The 18,764-nt window shown below is 58.9% G+C and carries 17 protein-coding genes and 3 pseudogenes; 7 read left to right on the forward strand and 13 right to left on the reverse strand.

Features of this window, described 5'->3' with window-relative positions; all coding sequences use genetic code 11:
• Nucleotides 1–13 precede the first annotated feature (13 nt).
• Entirely contained in the window at nucleotides 14–838 is an 825-nt protein-coding gene (gene panB / locus ACZZ0B_RS11340; RefSeq protein ID WP_158831420.1) for a 3-methyl-2-oxobutanoate hydroxymethyltransferase, read from the forward strand.
• A 152-nt stretch (nucleotides 839–990) separates the two neighbouring features.
• Here the strand turns inward: panB and ACZZ0B_RS11345 are convergent, their stop codons facing one another.
• The 3 genes from ACZZ0B_RS11345 to ACZZ0B_RS11355 all read right to left on the reverse strand — a co-directional run bounded on the left by ACZZ0B_RS11345 (nucleotide 991) and on the right by ACZZ0B_RS11355 (nucleotide 4,541).
• Nucleotides 991–2,334 carry an MFS transporter gene (locus ACZZ0B_RS11345; RefSeq protein WP_463545202.1) on the reverse strand — a complete coding sequence of 448 codons (1,344 nt, stop codon included), beginning with the start codon at nucleotides 2,332–2,334 and terminating at the stop codon, nucleotides 991–993.
• 317 nt (nucleotides 2,335–2,651) lie between these two features.
• Nucleotides 2,652–3,323 carry a lipopolysaccharide kinase InaA family protein gene (locus ACZZ0B_RS11350; protein ID WP_158831416.1) on the reverse strand — a complete coding sequence of 224 codons (672 nt, stop codon included), beginning with the start codon at nucleotides 3,321–3,323 and terminating at the stop codon, nucleotides 2,652–2,654.
• 288 nt (nucleotides 3,324–3,611) lie between these two features.
• Entirely contained in the window at nucleotides 3,612–4,541 is a 930-nt protein-coding gene (locus ACZZ0B_RS11355; protein WP_463545203.1) for a LysR family transcriptional regulator, read from the reverse strand.
• A 94-nt stretch (nucleotides 4,542–4,635) separates the two neighbouring features.
• Here ACZZ0B_RS11355 and ACZZ0B_RS11360 point away from each other — a divergent pair, with 94 nt between their 5' ends.
• Nucleotides 4,636–5,802 carry an MFS transporter gene (locus ACZZ0B_RS11360; protein ID WP_463545204.1) on the forward strand — a complete coding sequence of 389 codons (1,167 nt, stop codon included), beginning with the start codon at nucleotides 4,636–4,638 and terminating at the stop codon, nucleotides 5,800–5,802.
• A gap of 187 nt (nucleotides 5,803–5,989) precedes the next feature.
• Here the strand turns inward: ACZZ0B_RS11360 and ACZZ0B_RS11365 are convergent, their stop codons facing one another.
• Complete coding sequence (locus ACZZ0B_RS11365) at nucleotides 5,990–7,111, reverse strand: SMP-30/gluconolactonase/LRE family protein (RefSeq protein ID WP_463545205.1); 1,122 nt, start codon at nucleotides 7,109–7,111, stop codon at nucleotides 5,990–5,992.
• Between the two features lie 257 nt (nucleotides 7,112–7,368).
• Here ACZZ0B_RS11365 and ACZZ0B_RS11370 point away from each other — a divergent pair, with 257 nt between their 5' ends.
• From ACZZ0B_RS11370 to ACZZ0B_RS11380, 3 genes and pseudogenes are all read left to right on the forward strand, one after another.
• Nucleotides 7,369–8,874, forward strand: a complete 1,506-nt coding sequence (locus ACZZ0B_RS11370; RefSeq protein WP_463545206.1) for a diguanylate cyclase — start codon at nucleotides 7,369–7,371, stop codon at nucleotides 8,872–8,874.
• Nucleotides 8,875–8,980: 106 nt separating this feature from the next.
• A pseudogene (locus tag ACZZ0B_RS11375) lies at nucleotides 8,981–9,103 on the forward strand (LysR family transcriptional regulator); the annotation flags it as partial.
• 23 nt (nucleotides 9,104–9,126) lie between these two features.
• Nucleotides 9,127–9,465, forward strand: coding sequence for a MarR family winged helix-turn-helix transcriptional regulator (locus tag ACZZ0B_RS11380; protein WP_463545207.1), 339 nt, complete (start codon nucleotides 9,127–9,129; stop codon nucleotides 9,463–9,465).
• Between the two features lie 222 nt (nucleotides 9,466–9,687).
• On the opposite strand, the pseudogene ACZZ0B_RS11385 reads toward ACZZ0B_RS11380, so the two are convergent.
• Nucleotides 9,688–9,966: pseudogene (locus tag ACZZ0B_RS11385) on the reverse strand (M24 family metallopeptidase); the annotation flags it as partial.
• 204 nt (nucleotides 9,967–10,170) lie between these two features.
• Here ACZZ0B_RS11385 and ACZZ0B_RS11390 point away from each other — a divergent pair.
• Nucleotides 10,171–10,677: a P-loop nucleotide/nucleoside kinase family protein gene (locus tag ACZZ0B_RS11390; protein WP_463546931.1), complete on the forward strand. Its 507-nt coding sequence runs from the start codon at nucleotides 10,171–10,173 to the stop codon at nucleotides 10,675–10,677.
• Nucleotides 10,678–11,059: 382 nt separating this feature from the next.
• On the opposite strand, the gene ACZZ0B_RS11395 is transcribed toward ACZZ0B_RS11390, so the two are convergent.
• The 4 genes and pseudogenes from ACZZ0B_RS11395 to ACZZ0B_RS11410 all read right to left on the reverse strand — a co-directional run bounded on the left by ACZZ0B_RS11395 (nucleotide 11,060) and on the right by ACZZ0B_RS11410 (nucleotide 14,985).
• Entirely contained in the window at nucleotides 11,060–12,058 is a 999-nt protein-coding gene (locus tag ACZZ0B_RS11395) for an NADP-dependent oxidoreductase (protein ID WP_463545208.1), read from the reverse strand.
• A gap of 49 nt (nucleotides 12,059–12,107) precedes the next feature.
• Nucleotides 12,108–12,974 (reverse strand): annotated as a pseudogene (locus tag ACZZ0B_RS11400) (alpha/beta fold hydrolase); the annotation flags it as partial.
• A gap of 82 nt (nucleotides 12,975–13,056) precedes the next feature.
• The gene (locus ACZZ0B_RS11405; protein ID WP_463545209.1) at nucleotides 13,057–13,845 is read right to left on the reverse strand and encodes an SDR family NAD(P)-dependent oxidoreductase; all 789 of its coding nucleotides are present in this window, start codon (nucleotides 13,843–13,845) and stop codon (nucleotides 13,057–13,059) included.
• Nucleotides 13,846–13,884: 39 nt separating this feature from the next.
• A complete protein-coding gene (locus ACZZ0B_RS11410) occupies nucleotides 13,885–14,985 on the reverse strand; it encodes an alkene reductase (protein WP_463545210.1) in 1,101 nt (366 codons plus the stop codon).
• Between the two features lie 149 nt (nucleotides 14,986–15,134).
• Between ACZZ0B_RS11410 and ACZZ0B_RS11415 the strand changes: the two genes are divergently transcribed.
• A complete protein-coding gene (locus ACZZ0B_RS11415) occupies nucleotides 15,135–15,722 on the forward strand; it encodes a TetR/AcrR family transcriptional regulator (RefSeq protein WP_463546932.1) in 588 nt (195 codons plus the stop codon).
• A gap of 68 nt (nucleotides 15,723–15,790) precedes the next feature.
• On the opposite strand, the gene ACZZ0B_RS11420 is transcribed toward ACZZ0B_RS11415, so the two are convergent.
• The 4 genes from ACZZ0B_RS11420 to ACZZ0B_RS11435 form a co-directional block, all read right to left on the reverse strand.
• Nucleotides 15,791–16,315, reverse strand: coding sequence for a DUF3833 domain-containing protein (locus ACZZ0B_RS11420; protein WP_440093794.1), 525 nt, complete (start codon nucleotides 16,313–16,315; stop codon nucleotides 15,791–15,793).
• 43 nt (nucleotides 16,316–16,358) lie between these two features.
• Nucleotides 16,359–16,916 carry a lipocalin family protein gene (locus tag ACZZ0B_RS11425; RefSeq protein WP_463545211.1) on the reverse strand — a complete coding sequence of 186 codons (558 nt, stop codon included), beginning with the start codon at nucleotides 16,914–16,916 and terminating at the stop codon, nucleotides 16,359–16,361.
• Nucleotides 16,917–17,044: 128 nt separating this feature from the next.
• Complete coding sequence (gene umuC, locus ACZZ0B_RS11430) at nucleotides 17,045–18,325, reverse strand: translesion error-prone DNA polymerase V subunit UmuC (protein WP_463545212.1); 1,281 nt, start codon at nucleotides 18,323–18,325, stop codon at nucleotides 17,045–17,047.
• The gene (locus ACZZ0B_RS11435) at nucleotides 18,312–18,743 is read right to left on the reverse strand and encodes a LexA family protein (RefSeq protein ID WP_008077459.1); all 432 of its coding nucleotides are present in this window, start codon (nucleotides 18,741–18,743) and stop codon (nucleotides 18,312–18,314) included. Before ACZZ0B_RS11435 ends, umuC begins: the two co-directional genes overlap by 14 nt.
• Nucleotides 18,744–18,764 lie beyond the last annotated feature (21 nt).

Below are 18,764 nucleotides of genomic sequence, written 5' to 3' on the forward strand. Positions count from 1 at the left end.
AGGAGCTCACGCCATGAGTACTGCAGCAAGTGAAACCCGTCGGCTATCAGTGCCGGACATCAGAGCGTGCAAGGGCAAACGCAAGATCGTTTCGTTGACCGCGCACAATCGCTCGCTCGCTGAGATCGTTGACGAATTCGTCGACGTTATCCTGATGGGGGATTCGACTGCGATGGTTGCCTACGGGCAGCCCAACACACTGCACTTCAGCCTGGATCAGACGATTCAACACAGTCGCGCTGTCGTTCAGGCGACACGCCGAGCCTGCGTCGTGGCCGATCTGCCGTTCGCCTCCTACCAGGAATCACCGGTCCAGGCCTTTCGCAGTGCCGCACGGTTGATGCAGGAAGCCAATGTCGCCGCGGTCAAACTGGAAGGCAGCGCGGCCATGGCTCCCACCGTGCAGTTTCTGGTGGAGCGCGGTATCCCGGTGATGGCGCATATCGGCTTGATGCCTCAGTTCGTCAACACCATGGGCGGATTCCGCGCCCAGGGCATGGACGACTCATCGGCGAACGCTATCCGTGAAGCCGCCACGGCGATGGAGCAAGCCGGGGCCTTTTGCTTTGTGCTGGAAGGGCTGGCAGAGCCGCTCGCCCGCGAGCTGACCGAAACGCTCAGTGTGCCAACGATTGGCATCGGCGCGTCGCCCGCGTGCGATGGCCAGGTCCTGGTGATCGAGGACATTCTGGGGCTTGGCGGTGATTTTGTGCCGCGTTTCGCTAAACGTTATGCCGACGTCCATGCGGTCATCCGCGATGCGGTTGGCCAGTTTTCAGCGGAGGTTCGCGATGGCAGCTTCCCTGAACTCTCGCACTGTTTTGGCGTTAAACGCTGAGATCAATAACGCTGGCAGCTCGCTGCATCTGTAGCTGATTGCGGGTTACTGCGTTAACAACCGGCCAGTGTGGTGTGACAAGCGCCGCACTGGCTTTTTTGCTTTGTTCACGGCGCGCCTATTGTCCTGTTGGCGAAAAGGACATGCAGCGCTCAGCGCCTTTCACAGTGTGGTCCAGGCTCGCCACTCAACGCATCGACCATGGGCGGATGCTCCTGCACCGCCTGACGCAAGTCTTCGGTCACTCGCAGCTCCGCACCGGTCGGCGAGAACGTGGCCGCCGCCGCAAAAGGCGCAGGATTGGCCGGAACCGGGCGTTTGCCACGGCGCCAGAGGAAAAACGTGACCATGCACAGATTGACCAGCGCGAAGACCCAGAACAGACCGTTGGCGCCGAACGAGTTCATCACCGGCGAGATCATCATCGGGCTGATCGCCGAGCCCAGCGAGTTGATCAGCAGCAAGCCCTGAATCATCGGCACCAACGCTTCGGCCGGAGCGCGATCGGCGGCGTGGCTGACGGCAACCGGATACAGCGCAAACACGCCGCCACCGAGCAGAAACAGCATCGCGGCGAGCATCGTTGCAGTCAGTGGCAGCAAGACAATCACCAGCGACAACACCGTGCACGCGATCGTCAGAATCGTCAGCACCTGCAAGCGATCCTTGTGATCGGACCAGCGTCCCACCGGGTATTGCAGAAGCATCGCGCCGAGAATCGTCCAGGCCATCATGCTGCCGACTTCGCCGACATTCAGGCCGCTGCGTTGCAGGTACAACGGCAGCAAGGTGTAAATCGCCGCGATGGTCACACCCGAGCCGAAACAGCCAACCAGCCCGGTCGGCGTCACGCCCAACAGTTGTCGAGGCTTGAGCGGCTCAACCTGATCGAGCAGCGGCGAAACGCGTGGCAGAATCACGATCGGCAACACTGACAACGAAGCGAGCATACCGGCGACCATGAATGGTGCGCTGTCGCTCAAACCGGTGATTTTCCCCAGCGTTGCCTGGCCCAGCACACCGGCGCCGTACAACACGATCATGTACAACGCGAGCAAGCGCCCGCGAATCTTTGCGTCGCCCGCCAGCAGTAGCCAGCTTTCGATCACCAGAAACACACCCACCGTGGCCCAGCCATTGATCAGGCGCAGGGCGAACCAGCCCCAAGTGTCATAGAACAATCCCTGCAACAGGATGGTCACGGCGATCAGCGAGGCAAAGCTGCCGTAGGCGCGGATGTGCCCGATGCGCAGAATCAAGCGGTCGTTGAACACCGCACCCAGCGTCAGGCCAATAAAGTAGGCCGATGAGACGATGCCGATCATCGTGGTCGAGGCACCGGCGGCGTCGAGACGAAGGGTGGTCAGAGAAGACAGAAAACCGTTGCCCAGCGCAACAATGAACAGCCCGAGCAAAGGCGCCAGCGCCATGGCCAGCAAACGCGGAGACATAAAAACCTCTAGAGATCGAACAGCGGAACGTGCGCCTCTGCGCATGCGATTGCCAGGCCGACGTGTGTGTTGTTGGGCAAGTGCCTGCCGATCGGGCAGGGCGGTTATGTCGGACACACGTCGAGGAGGTGTGGCCAGCCTTCAGGTGCGCGTCAATCACCCGATCCGGCGACTGCGACAGCGCGCGGGATTCTAAGGCTTGTGCGGGATTTGCCAATAGCGGTGAGCTGCGGCGTTAGGACGCAGCCCGCAATTGGCTTATGAAATGCTTTGGCATGCTCGTTACATCATAAGTACAGCGCTTGATTGGCAAGCCTACCCTCTTATTGATCTTGATGCTTTCGCACTGACCTTCCTGTATCTCAAATGGCTCTGCCAATGGCTTGCTCGTAGCAGGAAAGGAAATGCTGCCACTGCGACTCATCCCAGAAAGAATGCCGTCTGAGTTGGGGAATGTCGTGACGCGCCGCACTCATTGCCGTAGCGCGACCGCGAGATTTTTCCAGGTCAAGCAGCGCCAGTTCGAAATCGAAGTCAGTGTCAGTTATCGACGCCTTGATGAAGATGTGTTTGGAACGCATGCAACCGTGCTGCCATTTGCCCGAGTGCATCCGCGCCAGCATTTGCGCCAGACGCTTGAAAAGTTGCTGATGCTGCTCTGTCGTCAACATGCTTGCAGAGCCCTGGCTATACCAGGTATCCAGATCGATGAAGCCGCCCAGGTCTGCGGTAACCAAAACACCTTGCCATGTGCCTCGGACTTTTCTCGCACCATAAAACACCGGTTTTGGCGCATTCACGCCCAGTTCCTCAAGTCTGGAAAGGGCAATACCTTCACGCAGAGCAGTGGGGCGGCCAGTGGGGTAACGGAGACTACGAAACAGATGGCCGGTCTGACGCTTGACGAAGAACGTCCTGTTATCTTGCACTACCAACTGGACACCGCTGGTGCCGCTGCGGCGCACATTCGGTGGTTCAACCCACGATCCGGACGTACCCCACCAGTACTCAAACTCATCGTGTGCCCGGCCCATTCTGCGCTCCATTTATTGTAGAAAACTGTTTGCGTGCGACGTTTGCATTATGGTCGCAATAGCAGCTCAGTCTATTAGTGGACGAGAATAGTTCCCCGTTAATCGCAGAGGTTAACGCCTGCTTTGGACTATTACGCAACTACGTGACGAAAGTACGCAATTGGAGGGATGCCTGCAGAATGTGTTTGCTGCTTCGAGGAATCTGCTTCTGAGTGTAAGCCGCCGCCCGCGATTATCTGCTCTTGGCCGAAAGCAGGCTGTCGCGACGGCCATTCAAGACGTTCAATATCACGAGTCCCCGGAAGACTTAATTCGCACATCCGCTGACATCCGGTGATGTTCCAGCAAGAAGTCCACGAATAATCGCACCCGCGCCGGCATCGCCGCGCCGCCGACGAACACCGCATGAATCGGTTCCTGATCTCCCGGGTTCCAGGCCTCCAACAGCGCAATCAACTCGCCGCGCTGCAGGTCCTCGCTCACGCTGAACTCCCCGATGCGTGCGATGCCGGCACCGGCCCGCGCGAGTTGTGCCAGCGCTTCACCACTGCTGCATTCGATGTTGCCGCTGACCTTCAGGGAAAACTCTTTGCCATCGCGGCGGAACGGCCAGTTGGGTTCGGCACGGCGAAAGTTGAAGCGCAGGCAGTTGTGCTGTAGCAGGTCTTGCGGTTCCTGAGGGATGCCGTGGCGCTGCAGATATTCGGGCGATGCCACCACGACCTGGCCGGTGTTGCCGATTCTGCGCGCGGTCAGCGGGCTGTCGGGCAGATGGCCAAAGCGGATTGCGACGTCGGCTTGCCCGCCGAGAATATCGACCACTTCGTCGCCGAGGGTGAGGTCGACGACGATGTTCGGGTAACGGGCGCTGAAGGCTGCGACCAAAGGAACGATGGCCAGCCGCCCATGGCCAAGAGCGGCACTGACCCGCAATCGCCCTCTGGGTACGCCCTGATCGGCGATGGCTTCTTCGACCTCGTCCATGTCGGCAAGGATACGCCGGGCGCCGCGCAGGAACGCTTCGCCCTCGGCCGTGAAGGTGATCGCGCGAGTGGTGCGCAACAGCAGGCGGGTGCCGAGACGTTGCTCGGTGCGCGCGATGATCCGACTGACTGCCGAGGGCGTCAGGCCGAGTGCACGCGCGGCGGCCGAGAGACTGCCTTCCTGCGCCACGGTGGTGAACACGCTCATTTCACCTGACCTGCCGTTGAAATCCACTTGTGCCTCCTACGCAAAGGTGATTGCCAAAAATGCAGTCTACCGCCTGAAAAGCCGGGATCGTAGCATTGGCGGCATAGATAAGGAGCTTTCCATGCGTATCAATCCACCACTTGTTGCACTCGCCGTCGGTGCCTTTGGCATCGGCGTAACAGAATTCGCCCCCATGGGCATGTTGCCGGGTATCGCTGCAGACTTGGGCGTTTCCATTCCCGCTGCCGGTTTGCTGGTCAGTGCCTATGCGCTGGGCGTGTTGCTCGGCGCACCACTGATGACCCTGACCACCGGCAAGATTCCCCGGCGCTATCTGCTGATCGGGCTGATGGCGATTTTTACCCTGGGTAATCTGATGTCAGCCTTGGCCACCGATTACTACAGCCTCATGATCGCCAGGGTGGTGACCTCGCTGAACCATGGCGCATTTTTTGGTGTTGGCTCGATTGTCGCCGCCAGCCTGGTCGCTCCGGAGAAACGTGCCGGAGCGGTGGCCGCGATGTTCATGGGCCTGACCCTGGCGACTATCGGCGGTGTGCCGTTGGCGGCCTGGTTCGGCGAGTTGTACGGTTGGCGTACGGCTTTCTGGGGCATTACCGGATTGGGCGTGGTGACGATGGCGGCGCTGTGGTTCGCGCTGCCCAATGTGCGGGCGCCGCAAAGCGTCGGGGTCATGGCCGAAATTCGGGTATTGGCGCGCGGCCCGGTGCTGGGCGCGTTGGCCCTGACCGTCGTTGGCTCGAGCGCGATGTTTACCGTGTTCACTTACATCGCACCGATCCTCAGCAACGAGACCCATGCATCTACCGCCTTCATCACCGCCATGCTGGTGCTCTACGGTGTCGGTTTGACGCTGGGCAACATGTGGGGCGGCAAAGCCGCAGACCGCTCGATAGATCGCACCCTGATTGCCTCGCTGAGCGTGCTGATTGTGGTCTTGTTGGCGTTCACCGTACTGATGCGCTGGCCGCTGCCAGCCGCCGTGGCGATTCTGATCTGGGGTATCGCCAGCTTCGCTCTGGTGCCGCCGCTACAGATGCGTGTGATGGAAGCCGCGAAGGACGCGCCCAATCTGGCCTCGGCGGTGAATATCGGCGCCTTTAATTTTGGCAATGCGATCGGCGCGGCGCTGGGCGGCGCGGTGATCAACGCGGGTCTGGGCTATCCGGCGATCTCCCTGGCCGGCGCGGCAATGGCGGGCCTGGGGCTGCTGATGGTGTTGGCGTTTGCGTGGCGCTCCAGAACGATTGCAGCCGCCGTGGTATGACAAGCAGCCACGCTGGGTTAGCTACGAGGGCCATTGATAAAGGCCCGCTCGATGGAGCATCTGTCATCATCCGTTTTTACAAGATCCGGCAGGGCGAAAACAGTAACCGCGCTTGAATGCCGCGCATCCTCGGATGCGCGGCCGGTATTGTTTCGACACTCGCGAAACCGTCGCGAGACGAGCTTTTTTACAACGCAAACGTAGTCCCGCGAGTGTTCACAAACAGCGAATAGATCGAGTGACTGCTGGCCATGAACAGCCGGTTCCCTTCGCGTCCTCCGAAGCACAGGTTAGGGCAGCGCTCTGGCAGCGAAATGTGCCCGATGGCTTTGCCCTGCGGATTGAAAACGCGGACGCCGTCGAGTTTTTCCAGGTCGGCCTTGGGATCGCCATTGCCGCCCCAGCCGCACCACAGGTTGCCCGCTTCGTCGCATTTGATGCCGTCGATGGCAGCGTACTCCAGCCCCTCAATGTGCTTGCGGCGTTCGCCGAGGGTGCCGTCATCTTTCACTGTAATAGCCCAGATCAGGCGATTGGGCTTGGCGCGTCCTTCGACGACGTACAGGGTTTTTTCATCCGGAGAAAAGCACAGGCCGTTGGGGCCGTTGAGGTCGTCGATGACCCGCGTGACTTTTTTGCTCTCGCCGTCGATGCGGTAAACGGCGTGGGGTTGGCTCGGGGTGATTTTGTGGCCTTCGTAGTTGTTGCCGGTCTGGAAGGGCGGATCGCTGAACCAGATCGATCCGTCACTTTTGCAGACGATGTCGTTGGGCGAGTTGAAGGGTTTGCCGTCAAAGCTGTCGGCCAGCACGGTGATCGTGCCATTGGCTTCGGTGCGCGTGATGCGCCGGCCTTCGCTGGTGGTGGTGGAGCCTTCGCAGACGATCAGACGTCCTTGGCGATCCCGGCACATGCCGTTGGAAAAGTTGGAGTGTTCGCGGTACACGGTGAAGGTGTCAGTGATTTCGTCCCAGCGCATGATGCGATTGTTGGGGATGTCGCTGACCAACAGATAGCGGCCATCACCAACCCACACCGGCCCTTCGGCCCAGCGCATACCGGTGGCGAGTTTCTCAACGCTGGCGTTGAAAATTCGCAGCTCAAGGAAGCTGTCATCGAGGATGTGAATCAGCGGATCAGGGTAGCGCTGACTCAAGGGTTCGGCGGCCTCGGCGATCCGCGTCAGTGCGGTGCTGCCGACGGTAGCGAGCGTGGCGGAAACGGCGAGGGATTTTTTCAGGAAGCTGCGGCGGGTATTGCCTACCGCTTGGTCAAGGCTTTCAGGCTTGGCGGACAGGGATGAGTCCATGTAGCGATCTCCGTGGTTTTATTGTTTTTGGGGGAGAGGTAGTAATACCTCGTGTTAGGACATCGTACAACTCATTCGTGGATTCTGTTACTGAGCCTGTGTCGCGAGACTTCACCCAGTGATTCCCTGCACAATCTGTTGCTGCAACGTTTCACCACTGCTTGTATCCTTGCTCGCGGCGAGCGCAGGAGTCCGCCGCCGTTGAGTTAGTCATGAGTCGCTGAAACGGAAAACCGGACTTTCCAAAAGGTAGCAATGTGAAGCGTGATACTCATCTGGTTGTGCTTTTGCTGTGTGTGATCGGTTGTTCCCTCGCGTCATTGACGGTGTGGAAAGTGTTGGCCTCTCGAGAGCGTGCACTGGAAGAAGTCAACGTCCATGGCTTGAACCTGACCCAGGCGTTGGCGACGTACTCCGAAGGTATCGTGCGCCAGAGTTCATTGCTGTTGCTCGGCCTCGTCGAACGTCTGGAAACCGAAGGCAGTGGCCCCGCGCAGATTCAGCGCCTGAGTGCCCTGGTCAAGCGCCAGGAACCGTTGATGCCACAGCTCAGTGGCATCACCATCTACGACACTCAGGGCCGCTGGCTGATGTCTTCCAACCGGCCGATTCCCGCCGGATCGAACAGCAGTGATCGCGCCTATTTCATCCATCATCGCGATGATCCCTCCCGCGAGACTTTCATCGGGCCACCGATTCAGAGCCGCTCCAATCAGGAATGGGTGATTACCGTCAGCCGCCGTTTCAACGATGCTCACGGCGAGTTTGCCGGCGTGGTGGCGGTGACGTTGGGGGTGGAAAACTTCCTGCGCCTGTTTGGCAAGCTCGACGTCGGGCAGGACGGCGCCATCGGCTTGTCGTATACCGATGGCACGTTGCTGGTTCGCTATCCATTTCGCGAGCAGGACATGGGCCGCAACTTTTCCAAGTCGCCCATCTATGCGAAGTATCTGGTCGATCACTCAGTCGGCACCGCGTCGTTCACCTCCAGCCTGGACGGCGTTGAGCGGCTGTACGCCTTCCGCAAGAGTGATCGGTTGCCCTTGATCACCACCGTCGCCCTCGGCAAACGCGAGGCATTGGCCGCGTGGCGCCTGGAGGCGTTGCTGTCGGCCGTGGTGGTGGCTGGGCTACTTGGGCTTACAGGCTTGATCGGCTGGTTCCTGATTCTGGATATCCGCCGGCGCACCAAGGCCGAAGATCAATTGCGCGGCACCCAGCAGCAGCTGCTCTCATCCAATCGGCAACTCGAGTTGCTCGCGATGAAAGACGCATTGACGGGGCTGGCCAACCGACGCTGTTTTGACGAGAGTCTCGCTATCGAAGCACGGCGCGCAAAACGTGACGGTACGACGCTGGCATTGCTGATGATAGATATCGATTACTTCAAGCTGTTCAACGACTCATTCGGTCATGTCGCCGGTGATGCCTGCCTGCAAACCGTCGGCAAGATACTCGAGGAATGTGTGCGTCGGCCGTCAGACCTGGTGGCGCGTTATGGCGGCGAAGAGATGGGCATCATCATGCCGGACACCGACGCTGAAGGCGCCGCAGTGGTGGCGCAACTCATCCTCGACCGCCTCAAGCAACAGAACATCGCCCACAGCGCCAGCCCGGTCGAGCGCCTGAGCGTGAGCATCGGCATCGCCACGGCGACCGGCGCGCAACTCGAGGACTTGCAGGGGTTGATCGAAGCGGCTGATCAGGCGCTGTACAAGGCCAAGGCGTTGGGGCGTAACCAGTTTGCGCGTGACGGCCAATAGCCGATGTTCTTTACTCCAGGATCCGCACTGGCGCCTGGTATCGCCGTTGACGATACCCGCCCGTCACTGCGGGCCAACATGAGCCACCGCCTTCGACGGAACCGACATGCGATATCGACGCCTCGACCTTAATCTGTTGGTTGCGCTGGACGCTTTGCTGAGCGAGTGCAGTGTCAGCCGGGCGGCCGAGCGTCTATGCCTGGGACAGTCAGCTGCCAGTTCGGCACTGGAATCGGCGTGGTTGAATGGCGAATGCTTTCAATGCTGGCCGTTGAATCCGACATCACCGCCAATCGAATCTGCCAGGCCATCGGCCTCGACAAGAGCGCTGTCAGTCGTTCATTGCAAACGCTGGAAGCAGCGGGGCGGATCACCAGCCAACTTGATCCCAGGGACGCGCGGCGTTACACCGTACGATTGACGGCCAGCGGTAAAGAACTGCATGACCGCGTGCTCAAAGTTGCACTTGAGCGAGAGTCGCGTCTGCTCAGCGGATTGACCCCGGCCGAGGTCGACACGTTGGTTGACTTGCTTGGGCGCCTGCATTTGCAAGTGCGCAATGTGAACAGTTATGACCCGAGTGATGAGTGAGTCAGGGAAAACCGATTTATTGCTGATAAATGCTTCGATTGGCCGGTCCATGCGCTTAAGCAGGCTTCAAGCGGCAGCCCGGATGATGCCGCACTGGCTGATGAAATCCTTGGGATGTGCCGCCCTGAGGTGTTTGCCTATAGCCTCAGTAAACAGCCTCATTTGTGGATCGACAGCGTTGTGAGTCCTTTACAACTCACAAGCGACGCCATCATCGTCGAATTAGTAAATGTTTTCGTGCTTGTAACCCCACTTACCGTTTCTGATCCGGATATGTGGCTCGAATGTGAAGCACGCCACCTCGCCCAACTTTCGTTCGTTGCCTGATTCTATGTAAAGCCTTTGATCGCGCTGCTCGCAGATGCTGTGACCAACGTTGCCAAGAAAATCGAGATTTTCGAAACCGATATCGATTATTGACTCATTCGCCAAATCGAACAGTTCATTGAACGTGGTTTCAGGACTGACCGTTCGTAGCGTGAGGGCATGCAGACTGCGCTCTGCCTCATACCCTCGGGTGGTTTTATATGGTCAACGAGCTGCGACAGGACGGATTTCGCTGCGGTCTGTACCAGTAGATTGCGTGGTGCTGGCATGAGTGAAGCCTCTATCGTTGTCCTTGAATGATGGAGCAGGCGCTTGAGCAAAATTGAACGTCAGCTTTTTGGCCTAGACTGGGCCAACTCTCTAATCGAAGGACATAGAATGCTTATTGTCTTCAGCGGCCTTCCCGGTACTGGAAAAACGACTATAGCAAGTGACCTTGCCACCAGAACAAGTGCGGTGTATCTGCGGATCGATACGATTGAGCAGGCTATCCGAAATTCCGGTGCTCTGGCACAAGACGTGGGGCGGAGCGGTTATATGGTCGCTAATGAGCTTGCTCTGAGCAATCTTCGCTTTGGTAGTACAGTCATAGTCGACTGTGTTAACCCTGTAGTTGAAAGCCGAAAGGCGTGGAGCGAGATCGCTACTCGCTCTGGTGCTCGATTAGTGAATATTCAGGTGGTTTGCTCTGATAAATACGAACACCAACGACGGGTAGAAACCAGGAAGATTGATGTTCCTGGCCTGACGCCACCAACCTGGCAGTCTGTATTGGATCATGAATATGAGCCATGGGATAACACTCCGTTTGATATAGACACAGCCCTGACGTCTCCGGCGGAGGCAGTGGCAATGATCACTAAACGATTTTTATCCGAGAAGTAGCGCCAGCTGAAAGCTCAACGTAGCAAGGGGTGATCAGCAGACGCTTGCCGCTTCTGGCCGAGCGCTGGCGATCGAGAACGGCAGCTTTCGGCCAATTGCTGCTGCCCACAAATAGCCGCTTTCGGCCAGAATCATTCACCCGATACTTTCCTATCTCAGATAGCGCACTGGCGTTAGCGATATTCGGAGCTAGCCATACCCGTCTACTGCTCAAGCATTAAACTGCGCCATAGGATCACTGTTGGTGCAACAGGTGCGAGGTCTGTTTGCTGCAGTACCTGTTTTGGCAACTCTATTGCAGTCGAATCGCTCAGTCCGGATGAGGAGTGTTGGTGTGCTAAAAGTTGCTCGGGCACTTCGGTAGTCATCGATGGGCGGGTAGTCATTTGATCGTAACCACGACCTTGCCTTTGGCTCGTCCCTGTTCGACGTATTTCAGCGCCTCTGCCGTTGATTCAAAGGGAAACGTTCGATCAATCACCGGATTGATGATGCCGGCCTCAACCAGCGCGCTGATTTGGTGCAGTTGGGCGCCGTTGGCGCGCATGAACACGAACGTGTACCTGATGTCCTGCTTGCGTGTCTTGCGCCGAATGCCGAGGCTCAGCAGACGCATTACCTGCCGCAATGGCCAGGATAATCCTTGCTCCTGTGCGAATAGCGCAGTGGGCGGCCCTGAGATCGAAATCAGCTGGCCGCCGGGCTTGAGGACCTTGAGTGACTTTTTCAGGACATCGGTGCCAAGGCTGTTCAACACCACGTCGTAGCCGTGCAAGACATCTTCGAAATTCTGCTTTTTGTAGTCGATGACCACGTCAGCCCCCAGCGCCTTGACCCATTCGACATTCGCGGTGCTGGTGGTTGTGGCGACAAAGGCACCCAGGTGTTTGGCAAGCTGGATGGCAACGTTGCCGACGCCGCCGGAGCCGGCATGAATCAACACCTTCTGGCCCTGTTGCAGGCGGGCGGTGTCGACCAGCACTTGCCAGGCCGTCAGTGCCACCAAGGGCAGGGACGCGGCTTGCGCCATGCTGGTATTGGCCGGTTTCAGGGCGATCGCGTTCTCGTCCACGGCAATCCTCTCGGCGAACGTGCCGATCCGTGCTTCCGGCGGGCGAGCGTACACCTCGTCACCCGGTTTGAAGCGTGTCACTTTAGAGCCGACCGTCACCACGACACCCGCCAGGTCGTTGCCCAGAATCAGCGGAAACGAGTAGGGCAGGATCAGCTTGAATTCGCCTGTGCTGATCTTCGAGTCCAGCACGTTGACACTACTGGCATGGACCTCGATCAAGACGTCGCGGCTCCCCACTTCAGGGGCTGGCGCTTCGCCGAGGCGTCCGGGTTGCTTGCCGTAGCGATCAATCAGAAAGGCTTTCATCGAGGTGCGGCTCTTGTCGGTTGTAGGGAGGGTAGTCGGGACGTGGACAGGCATCGAGGAACGCCTGCGCCTTGGCCACAAAATCAACATGGTGCTGGAAAATCCCGCCGTGTCCGGCATCCTGATAAATCACCAATTCTGCGTTGGGGATTCGCTTGGCCAGTTCAAACGAATTGACGCTGGGCACCATGATGTCGGTGTCGCCGTTGACGACCAGCGTCGGTGACTGCAAACGCCCAAGGTCTTGCGGCGGCTGCTTGCCCCACGCGGTGATCGCTTTCAACTGGCGCAGGAAAGCGCGGGGCGTCGGGCCTTGATCGCGATTGTTTTTGCGAGTTTGCAGGCGCTGCAAATACTGCGAGGCCGATCGACGGCCGTTGGCCGTAGACGTGAAAAACAGATAGAACTTCGGATCGCGCAGGGTCAGCAGGCCTTTGAGGATCAATGGCCACGTCACCGGGCCAACCTTGTCGATATCGCTGCCGCCGGCTGGCCCGGTGCCGGTCAGAATCAACCGCCGCACCAGTTCAGGGGCCTTCAGAGCGATGTCCTGAGCGACGAAACCGCCGAGGGAGAAGCCGAGCACATCAACGGTGTCCAGCCGCAGCGCGCGGATCAACTGGATGGCATCGTCAGCCATCTCGCCGACGGTCAGTGGCGCGGTTCCACCCGAGCCGCCGATGCCGCGATAGTCGGTGGTGATGACGCGTCGGGTTTGCGCCAGGCCATCGATGATCGCGGGGTCGAAGTTGTCGAGCACTGCGCCCCAATGGTTGAACAATACGAGAGGCACGCCGGTGGCGGGTCCAGTGTCGCGATAGGCAATGCGAACGCCGTTGGCGGTGACGGACTGGTTTGCCGCGTGGATGAACGACGTCGGCGAACCCGAAGGCAGATTTGTTTGTGCTGAATTCATGACTACTCCGGATTGCAGGACGGATTCGGTTCAGCGCCTTGCGCCTGCAGCGAATCCGCCCAACATGCTCGCTACCTGAACATCACTCTGGAGTCTGGTAACGCTGAGCAACCGCAGACTGACGGATTTGCCCGATCAGGCCCAGACGTGCGCCCTGCAGGACATCCCAGCGCTCCGCTTCGTGCAGCGGCGGAATGGTCACGGGCTCGCGACGATCGAAGCCCACGAGAGCGGCATCCACCAGATCGCCCACTTCCATGATTTCGCTCAGGGTGTTGATGTCGACGCCGGAGCGATCCCAGATTTCCGTGCGCGTGGCGGCCGGCAGCACCGCCTGCACGTAGACGCCCTGAGGCGACAATTCCAGACTTAAACCCTGGGACAGAAACAGCACAAAGGCCTTGGTCGCGCCGTAGACCGTCATGCCGAATTCCGGCGCGAGGCCTACCACCGAACCGATGTTGATGATCGCACCGTCACCGGCCTTGACCAGACGTGGAGCGACGGCGCTGGCCAGTCGCACCAGCGCGGTGGTGTTGAGGGCGACCAGTTGCGCCACTTTGTCGGTGCTTTGCTCGACGAAATGGCCGGACAGCGCGGCACCGGCGTTATTGACGAGGATGCCGATGCGGGCGTCGTCGCGCAGACGGTTTTCAACGACGGTCAGATCGCCGGATTGAGTCAGGTCCGCCGGGATCACATCGACCGCGACCTCATGTTCACCGTGCAAGCGTGCGGCCAGTGCGTCCAGGCGCGCCTGATCGCGGGCGACCAGTACCAGATCGTGGCCGCGTTGCGCAAAGCGTTCGGCGTAGACGGCGCCAATGCCGGTGGAGGCGCCAGTGATCAGAACAGTAGGGCGAGTGCTCATGGGGTATCTCTCTTTGAGGAGGTGAGAAAAAGAGTGCGCTTAGCTTGCGCTGACGCTCGATTCAGCCAGTGTCGGGTAGTCGATGTAGCCTGCCGCGCCGCCGCCATAGAGGGTGGCGGGATTGAACGCGGACAACGGCGCGCCACGTTTCAGGCGTTCCACCAGATCCGGATTGCCAATGAACGGGCGACCGAAGGCGATCAGGTCGGCCTGGTCTTCAGCGATCCGTGAGGTGGCCAGATCGAGGTCATAGCCGTTGTTGGCGATGTAGGTGTTTTTGAAGCGCTGGCGCAGGGCGGCGAAATTGAAGGGCGCCACGTCACGCGGACCGCCGGTCGCGCCTTCGACCACATGTAGGTAAACCACGGCGAGGTCGTCGAGTTGTTCGACGAGGTAATCGAATTGCGCCTGCGGATCACTGCTGGAGACGCCATTGGCCGGCGACACCGGCGACAGGCGAACACCGGTGCGGTCTGCACCGATCTCACCGACTACAGCCGCCGTCACGTCGAGCAACAGACGCGCGCGATTTTCAATCGAGCCGCCGTAAGCATCGGTGCGCAGATTGGAGTTGTCCTTGAGGAATTGATCGAGCAGGTAGCCGTTGGCACCGTGAATTTCCACGCCATCGAAGCCAGCGGCGATCGCGTTGGCCGCCGCCTGGCGGAAATCGTTGACGATGCCCGGCAGTTCGCTGATGTCCAGTGCGCGCGGCTCGGAAACGTCTTCGAAGTGGTTGTTTACGAACACTTTGGTGGCGGCGCGCAGCGCAGAAGGGGCCACCGGGGCGACGCCGTTTTCTTGCAGGTCGACGTGCGAGACGCGGCCGACATGCCACAGTTGCAGGAAGATTATTCCGCCCTTGGCATGCACCGCGTCGGTCACGCCGCGCCAGCCGTCGATCTGTGCCGGCGTGTAGATCCCCGGGGTGTCCTGGTAACCCTGGCCCTGTCGGGAGATTTGCGTGGCTTCGCTGATCAACAAACCGGCGCTGGCGCGCTGGCTGTAATAGGTCGCCGCGAATTCGCTGGGGACGAAACCTTGACCGGCGCGGTTGCGTGTCAGCGGCGCGAGAACGACGCGGTTCGCCAGAGTGAGTTTGCCCAGCGTGTAAGGGGAGAACAGGGTTTGCTCGGTCATCTGATGTTTCTTCCGTGGCCGTTGATGAAGATCGATGGTGCGAGCAATTAGGATGATGATCGAAATCTAAACTGTCAACGGTTTTGATTATGGCCAACATCTATGTATTATCGGGCGCAGGATTTCCCCGCAAACACGAGGTATTGCACGTGAGAGTGACCAAGGCCCAGGCGCAGGCCAATCGAGAGCACATCGTTGAAACGGCCTCAGAGCTGTTCCGTGAGCGCGGCTTTGACGGCGTCGGCGTGGCCGATCTCATGGCGGCCGCCGGTTTTACCCATGGCGGTTTCTACAAACACTTCGGGTCGAAGGCCGACCTAATGGCCGAAGCCTCGGCGTGCAGTCTGGCCAAATCGCTGACCGGCGCTCAGGCGCTGGATGTGCCGGGCTTCATCAACGTCTACGTGAACAGAGAGCATCGCGACGGACGTGGTGACGGTTGCACCATGGCCGCGTTGGGCGGCGACGCGGCGCGCCAGTCAGATGAGGTGAAAGCGACATTTGCCCAAGGCATTGAGCACACCCTGCAAACCCTGGGCGAGAAGTACCCGACAGGGCCGGAGGCCGAGGCGGGTGAGGGGCGCAAGAAGATGATCGACCTGCTGTCGCGGGCCGTCGGCGCTATTATTCTGTCGCGTGCCTGCCCGGATGATTCCGCACTTGCTGATGAAATTCTTGAGGTGTGCCGGGCAGAAATGGTTGCTTCATTGCCGGTCGATGACGTGAAGACGGTGTAGAGAGGCATTCATTGAAAGCGCATAGCGTCATCCGTGGCAGTACCATCATGGAGCAGTCACCCTCGGCCTCAAGGCTCTTTGCGAAAGAACAAAGTGATCTGGCCGACCTCTACACCAAATTTGCTCATGAACGAGCGATTTATCAGGGTGTTCTTGTCCATCAGGTACATCCAGTCATCTAAATGAACTTCATACTCCTTGCCATCCACCGGAAGGTTCAGCACATATTTCCAGCGCAGTGCATTGCCTGCCACCTCACCAAGCGCCTCGCCCACCACGTCGCCAGCGGTTCCGCGCCATTGGCCAGGGCCAGCAGGGGTTAGCGTCCACACTCGTTTTTGCGTAGTACCGTCGCTGTAGGTAAACGACTCGTCGAGGATCAGTCTGCGGCCTTCGGAGTGGCCATTGATGACCACATGAAAGCGCTTCGTGACCTCGCCCGAGTGCTTTTGAAACATGCCCCACGCTTCGACCCGGCCCTCGAAGAATTCGCGCAACTCAAGCGTGGGCGTCTCGTGGCTGTAGGTCTGCACATCCACCTGGCTGCAGCTTGCTAGGCCAATGCATAGCAGCAGTATCCATTTCTTGAGCATGTGCATTTCCTCGAAGGTCTCCGGGCGTAAGGTGCCCAGTGGGCTAGGGCTTGGTCGGGTCTGCCGGACGCCAGATCAGTTTGCTGGTGTCATACCCCTGTTGCTGAGCAATCTTCAGCAGCTGTTCGCGGTTGACGCCGTTAATTTCAGAGGCGCGTGAAAGCACCCATAGATATTCCCGGTTCGGGTGGCCGACCAGTGCGAACTGGTAGGCGGGGTCGTGGTAAAGCACCCAATACTCGCCTTTGGTTATTCCTGGCGCGATGCGGCTGAACCAGTTATCAAACTGCACCCAGAGCTTGTCTGTTTTGCCTGGCTGCTGCGATTCGGCAATTCCGCGTACCTCTTTCCATTCGTCATCCTGTTCCCTGCAACGATTGGTGACGTCAATGCGGCCATCATCACGCAGACCGTAATGCGCTTCTGACTGCTGGCAATTGCGCTGGAAGAACATAGGCAACCTGGCCTGCTCGTACCAGGTGCCTTGGTATTTTTGCAGGTCGACTTGCATGGTGGTGGGAGGGGGCTCCTGGCCCGAGCCTGCGCACCCGGCGAGTGCCACACCCAAACAGCAAAGCAGAACGATCTTGCGTATCGACATAGAGACCTCCAGGTTGTCAGGAGAAACGCACATGTCATTGGAGGTAGGGTGAGCGTGAAAAGTGCTATCAACTTGCAATCGATACGATGGCCCGCTCATGCAGGTTGCCGTGCGCTTTCAACGACCGCTTACCGGGCCATTACCGTCCACAGCTGATCAACCTTCGTCGTGTAGCTCTGACTCATCAACTCCCGGCGCATCGCCCAATCAGGCGCCGCCGGCACGCTGGCCAGGCGAAGAACTCCCTTTCCCCAACGACCATTGATTTCATCGAGGACGGTCATCACTTTGTCCGCCGTAACGGGCTGGGAATGTGCAAACAAGTCATCCGTGAATTCACCGGGCTGGCGCAAATCCATCAGCAGAACTTCCGCTTTGCTGTATTTGAAGCCTGGTCGGAAGAGGCGATTGACCGCTTCGGTCGCAGCCTTGGTCATGAGTCGAACGTCGTTTGTCGGGTAGGGGAGTTCGACGAGTGCGCCGTTCGCGTACTTCGCTTCTTCGGGATTGAACATGCCTGTCCTGATACTCACGCGGATCTTCTTGCACAGCGAGTTTTGCGCTCTGAGCTTTTCCGCCGCGCGCTGGGTGTAGGTGGCGACGGCCTCCTTGATCGGCTCGATCTGCGTGAGCCGGGTGCCGAACATCCGGCTACAGCAAATCTCTTGCTTGGGTGGGGCAGCTTCACCCAGTTCCAGACAGGACGTGCCGGCAAGCTCGCGAGCGGTCTTTTCGATTACCACGCTGAATTTCTGACGAAGCATCCACGGATCGGCTTTCGCCAAGTCCATGGCGGTCTTGATGCCCATTGTTTCCAGGTGGGCCCTCATGCGCCTGCCGATGCCCCAGACCTCGCCGACATCAGTGTTGCGCAGCGTCCAGTCGCGTTTGAACGGGTCACACAGATCCACCACACCACCGGTGATATCCAGCAGCCGCTTGGCGGTATGGTTGGCGAGCTTCGCCAGGGTTTTGGTGCGGGCAATACCCACCCCGACTGGAACCCCCGTGCGCTTGAAAAGAGTGGAACGCATATGCCGCCCAAAAGCACATAGATCGCCTGGGACGCCGGTCAGATCGGCAAACGCCTCGTCAATGCTGTAGACCTCGAGCGCTGGCACCATCGATTCGATGATCGTCATGACGCGTTCGCTCATATCGCCGTACAGAGCGTAATTACTGCTGAAGGCCACGACTCCATGCCGGCGAAGGTGATCTTTGATTTGAAAGTACGGCTGGCCCATTTTCACGAAAGGCTTGGCGTCGTAGCTGCGCGCGATCACGCAGCCGTCGTTGTTGGACAGCACCACGATAGGTGTCTTTGCCAGGTCGGGTCTGAACACTCGCTCGCAGCTCGCATAGAAGCTGTTGCAGTCAATCAGGGCAAAGACTGGCTCAAGTGTTTTCATGATTGCGCACGCTGTATTTCACCACACCCCAGATCACCAGCTCATCGCCCTCCATGACATGCCTTGCCGGGTATTTTGAATTCTCTGACAAAAGCATCACGGCGTTCTCGCGCAGAAGCAGACGCTTGCAGAAGGGCTCGGAATTGAGTGCTGCGATGACAATATCGCCGCTGACCGCATCGATGCTCCGATCAACGACCACCAGATCCCCTGAATAGATGCCGGCGCCCTGCATGCTGTCTCCATCAATTCTCACCAGGTACACGTGCGGCGCGCGGATATCGAACAGCTCATCGAGGGAAATGTGTTTTTCGATGTGATCAGCCGCAGGGGAGGGGAAACCCGCCGGCACCCTGGATGAATAGAAGGGCAGCTTTATGCCGCCAGACGCGAGAGGGCCGAGGATGGTGATGCTCATGATGCAAGCCTTAAGAGGTTA

It is taken from the genome of Pseudomonas sp. AC247 (genome assembly GCF_979258015.1).